General features: G+C 66.5%; 5 protein-coding genes. 4 read left to right on the top strand and 1 reads right to left on the bottom strand.

The window, feature by feature from the left end; all coding sequences use genetic code 11:
- The 3 genes from RMO23_RS17720 to RMO23_RS17710 all read left to right on the top strand — a co-directional run.
- On the top strand, positions 1–1,093 hold a 1,093-nt coding region (locus tag RMO23_RS17720; protein WP_309684133.1), incomplete at its 5' end, for a 3'-5' exonuclease.
- Positions 1,094–1,128: 35 nt separating this feature from the next.
- Positions 1,129–1,650: a hypothetical protein gene (locus tag RMO23_RS17715; protein WP_309684131.1), complete on the top strand. Its 522-nt coding sequence runs from the start codon at positions 1,129–1,131 to the stop codon at positions 1,648–1,650.
- Positions 1,651–1,674: 24 nt separating this feature from the next.
- Positions 1,675–2,880, top strand: a complete 1,206-nt coding sequence (locus RMO23_RS17710; RefSeq protein ID WP_309684130.1) for a phospholipase A — start codon at positions 1,675–1,677, stop codon at positions 2,878–2,880.
- Positions 2,881–2,895: 15 nt separating this feature from the next.
- On the opposite strand, the gene RMO23_RS17705 is transcribed toward RMO23_RS17710, so the two are convergent.
- Positions 2,896–3,855 (bottom strand): LysR family transcriptional regulator, encoded by a 960-nt coding sequence (locus tag RMO23_RS17705; protein WP_309684128.1) that lies wholly within the window; start codon positions 3,853–3,855, stop codon positions 2,896–2,898.
- A 93-nt stretch (positions 3,856–3,948) separates the two neighbouring features.
- Here RMO23_RS17705 and RMO23_RS17700 point away from each other — a divergent pair.
- A partial coding sequence (locus RMO23_RS17700; RefSeq protein WP_309684127.1) for an aminotransferase class III-fold pyridoxal phosphate-dependent enzyme occupies positions 3,949–4,668 on the top strand: 720 nt, incomplete at its 3' end.

The raw sequence follows: 4,668 nt of genomic DNA, 5'->3' as shown, positions 1-4,668 counted from the left end.
GGCCGAGGGCGGCCAGTACCGCGAGTGGAAGGACTTTTGCGTGCTGTACCGCGCCAACCACATGGCCAAGCCGTTTGAGAAGGCGTTTCGGCGCGCCAGCATCCCGTACAAGGTGTCGGGCGGGCAAAGCTTTTTTGACCGGGCCGAGATCAAGGACCTGTGCAGCTGGATGGTGCTGCTGGTCAACAACGACAACAACCAGGCCTTCATCCGCGCCATCAAGACGCCCAAGCGCGGCATTGGCCACACTACGCTAGCGGCGCTCAGCGGCTTTGCCGACACCAGCAAGCTCAGCCTGTTCGAGGCGCTGTTCAGCCACTCGCTGGGTTCGGTGCTGCCGGCCAAGGCGGTCGGTTCGCTGCAGGAGTTTGGGCGCTACCTGAACGACCTCGAGTACCGCGCCCGGCGCACCGTGGGCGCCGAGGATGCGCGCGTGTTCCTGACCGACTGGCTGAAGGAAATTGACTACGAACAGCACTTGTACGACGGCGAGGACAGTGAAAAAATTGCCGCCGCGCGCTGGACCAATGTGATGGATTTTTGCGACTGGGTGGCGCTGCGCTGCGGCGGGCAGATTGATGACGTGGCCGGCGCAGCCAGCGCCAAAGAAACCAAAACCATGCTGGAAGTGGTGCAGACGATCGCGCTGCTGTCGACCATCTCCGAGCGCGAGGGCGACCAGAACGTGGTGACGCTGTCGACCCTGCACGCGGCCAAGGGGCTGGAGTGGCCGCATGTGGTGCTGGCCGGCTGCAACGAGGGGCTGCTGCCCTTCAAGCTCGACGATGACGACGGCAGCGATGCCAGCAAGACCGAGAACATTGCGCTGCGCCTGCAGGAAGAACGCCGGCTGATGTATGTGGGCATTACCCGCGCCCAGCGCACCCTGGCGGTCAACTGGCTGCGCCGCCGCAAGAAAAACCGCGATACGATTGCCGGCATTCCCAGCCGTTTTATTGCCGAGATGGCACTGGACCAGGCCACGGTGAAGGAAGACCCGCGCGAAAAAATCAAGGCCCTGCGCGCGGAATTTGCCAAGAAGGCGGCCGACGCCAAGGCCGCCACGCTGGCCTTTGAGGCGCTGAACCGCTAGCCGGCCTGGCTCACCCGTTTTTTTCTACCCCGCCCATGATTTTCAACCGCCTCCGATTTGCTATATTTTTAATAGCTGCATACACGCTTGTTACCTGGGCTAACGCCCAAAACAAGCCGCAAAACAAGCCCCAGGACAAGCCCCAGGCCCGGTGCCCGGCCGCGCAGGAGATGAAGGCCGAGCAGCTGCACGGCCAGTGGGCCGTGCGCTTTACCAAGCCGCCCGCCGGCCTGCCGGCCCGCGCCACGATGCGGCTGCAGCGCCACGCCGAGTTTTCGGAGAGCCTGGCCGGCTCGGTCAGCCGCGACCTGGGCGCGGCCGCGGGCAGCCCGGCCATTGCGGGCCACGCCGCCCAGGCGCAACTGGCCGGCGACCTGGACGAAGGCCTGCTGCTGCTTGACGAGTCGTCGGACGGCGTCAGCATCACCGGCACCTGGAACGGCGAAATGGTGGCCGGCTCGTGCGGCAAGGTCTACCAGGGCAGCTGGAAAGACACCAGCCGCAGCGCGCCGCCCGACGCGCCCGACGTGCCTTTTACGCTAACCCGCCTGCCCTGATCGGCGGCTAGCCCTTTTCACACCATGACAGCTTACCGACTCCGCCTTGCCGGCGCCCTGATGGCGGCGGCGGGCCTGGCGCAGGCGCAGACCGCCGCCCCGGCCGGCAGCCGACCGTCCAGCCAGGGCTGGCAGGCCTGCCAGGCCCTGAAGACCGAGCCCGCCGCACAACTGGCCTGCTTTCAGGCCTGGGCCGACTCGCAGTCGGCCAACACGCCACCCGCCAGCGCCAGCAGCGCCGCGCCGCCGGCCAGCGTTACCACCGCCCCTGCCAATCCGGCCACCGGCCAGCCCGCCGCCCAGGTGCTGCTGCTGCCGGCGCTCAACACCGACGCCCCCGACGGCAAGCCGGTGGGCTGCCGCAACAACAACTACTCCGACCTGTCGAAATTCTGGGAGCTGCAGCGCGGCACCGACTGCGACACCTTTGCGATTCGCGGTTACCGGCCAATTTCGCTGTCGGTCGTGGCCTCCGACAGCGTCAACCAGCAACCCTCGTCGCCCGCCACCGGCCACACCGCGCTGACCAGCCAGACCTACCGCCGCACCGAGAACAAGATCCAGCTGTCGGTGCGCACCAAGGTGGCCAAGGGCCTGCTGAAAAGCGGGCCGGATGACGAGGACGACCAGGACTCGCTGTGGTTTGGCTACACCCAGCAAAGTTACTGGCAGCTGTTCAATTCCGCCCTGTCACGCCCGTTTCGCAGCACCGACCACGAACCCGAGGTCATTTACATCTACCCGCACCAGATTCCGCTGGCCGGCGGCTGGAACTACCGGCTGTCGGGCCTGGGGCTGGTGCACCAGTCCAACGGCCAGGCGCTGCCGCTGTCGCGCAGCTGGAACCGCGTCTACCTGATGGGCGCGGCCGAGAAAGTGCTGGGCCCGGAGTCCAGCCTGGCGCTGCAGGGCCGGGCTTGGCGCCGCCTGCGCGAAAAATCGGGCGATGACGACAACCCCGGCATTGAAAACTATGTGGGCCGCGCCGAACTGGCGGGCCGCTGGCAACTGAGCCGCAGCAACAGCCTGGGCCTGACGCTGCGGCATTCGCTGAAAAAGGAAGCGCGCGGCTCGGCCCGGCTTGACTGGACCCTGGCGCCCGCCTCGTCACCCAGCTACACCGGCCTGCGCTACCACCTGCAACTGTTCAGCGGCTATGGCGACAGCCTGCTGGACTACAACCGCAAGCGCAATGTCTTGAGCCTGGGCCTGAGCCTGGTCGACTGGTAACCGGCACCAGGCCGCTCACGGCGCCGGCTCGCCGTGCGCGCTGACCAGGCAATCGTGAAAAGCCTGCACCGCGCGCGACGGCCGGGGCGAATGCCTGAGCAGGCTGACAAAGTTGCAGGGGTAGCAAAACAGCGCGGGCCGCAGCGCCCGCATCTGGCCGCGCCGCTCGAACAGCTCGGCATAGTGATCGGGCAGAAAGCCCAGAAACTTGCCCGACAGAATCAGCGTGGCAATCGCCTCCTGGTCAAAGCCGGTGGCCTTGCGCGGCAGGTTGGCGCTGTGGCTCAGCGCCATGTTGGGCGAGTGGTAGCCCAGCCCGGCAAAGTCGTGGGCGCGCAGGCCGTCCCAGCCCAGCGCCGCGCAGTCGGCGCCAAACAGCGGATGCCGGGCGCCGCAGTACAGCAGCATGGTTTCACTGAACAAATCGGCGTAGCGCAGGCTGGGCGAGTTGCGGTGGGCCGGAATGATGCCGACCTGGTAGGCGCCGTCGATCACGCCGCGCTCGATGGCGTTGATCGACGCCACATGCAGTTGCAGGTGCACCTCGGGCGCCTGCTCGGCAAAGCGCGCAATCGCCTCGCCGATGCGGGCCCGCGGGTTGCTGGCGGTCTTGTCGAACACCGCCAGCGCCAGCTGCCCGCCCATGCGCGAGTGAATGTCGTCGATGCTGTTGCGAAAGCCGGCCACCGACGCCAGCAGGCGCAAGGTCTCTTCGTAGACCCGCTGGCCCTCGGGCGTCAGCGCAAAACCGGCCCGGCCGCGCCGGCACAGCACCAGGCCGAGCCGGGTTTCCAGGTCCTTGACATGGCGGCTGACGGTGCTGGTGCCGATGTTGAGTTCCAGCTCGGCGGCCGTCATGCCGCCGCAGTCGACCACGCTTTTAAACACCTGTAGCAGGCGCAGGTCCATGTCGCTGAGCTGGCCCAGCACGGCGCGCTTCTTGGTGTTCACGGCATCGGGCGGATTCACTTGCATAAAACCTCAAGTAAACATTGATATTGCACTCTTTTAGAGATTAACAGAAGCCTCCAGAATCAGCAAAATCACCCCCACCCAGGAGACTTCCCCATGAACTTCGCTGACCTTGACCCCGCTGCAGCAGCCGCCGGCCCCCGCACCGATGCCGCCTGGCTGGAGGCGCACTGGATGCCCTACACCGCCAACCGCAACTTCAAGGCCAATCCGCGCATGATCGTGAGCGCCAGCGGCGCCTACCTGACGGACAGCGAGGGGCGCAAGATTTTTGATGGCCTGTCGGGCCTGTGGTGCTCGGGCCTGGGCCATGGCCGGCGCGAGATCACCGAGGCGGTGAGCCGCCAGATCGGCAAGCTCGACTATGCGCCGGCCTTCCAGTTCGGCCACCCGCTGGCCTTTGAGCTGGCCAACAAGATCAAGGAGCTGACCCCCGAAGGGCTCGACTACGTGTTCTTCACCGGTTCGGGCTCCGAGGCGGCCGACACCTCGCTAAAGATGGCGCGGGCCTACTGGCGCACCAGGGGCCAGGCCAGCAAGACGCGCCTGATCGGCCGCGAAAAGGGCTACCATGGCGTCAACTTTGGCGGCATTTCGGTCGGCGGCATTGCGGCCAACCGCAAGCTGTTTGGCCAGGGCCTGGAGGCCGACCACCTGCCGCACACCCAGCCGCCGGCCGGCTCGTTTCACCGCGGCATGCCACCGACCGGCGCCGAACTGGCCGACCGCCTGCTCGACATCATTGCGCTGCACGATGCCTCGACCATCGCCGCCGTCATCGTCGAACCGTTCTCGGGCTCGGCCGGCGTGGTGATT

It is taken from the genome of Polaromonas sp., from assembly GCF_031411155.1.
Taxonomy (GTDB): Bacteria; Pseudomonadota; Gammaproteobacteria; order Burkholderiales; family Burkholderiaceae_C; genus Polaromonas.
This window is presented reverse-complemented; position numbering and strand designations above follow the sequence as displayed.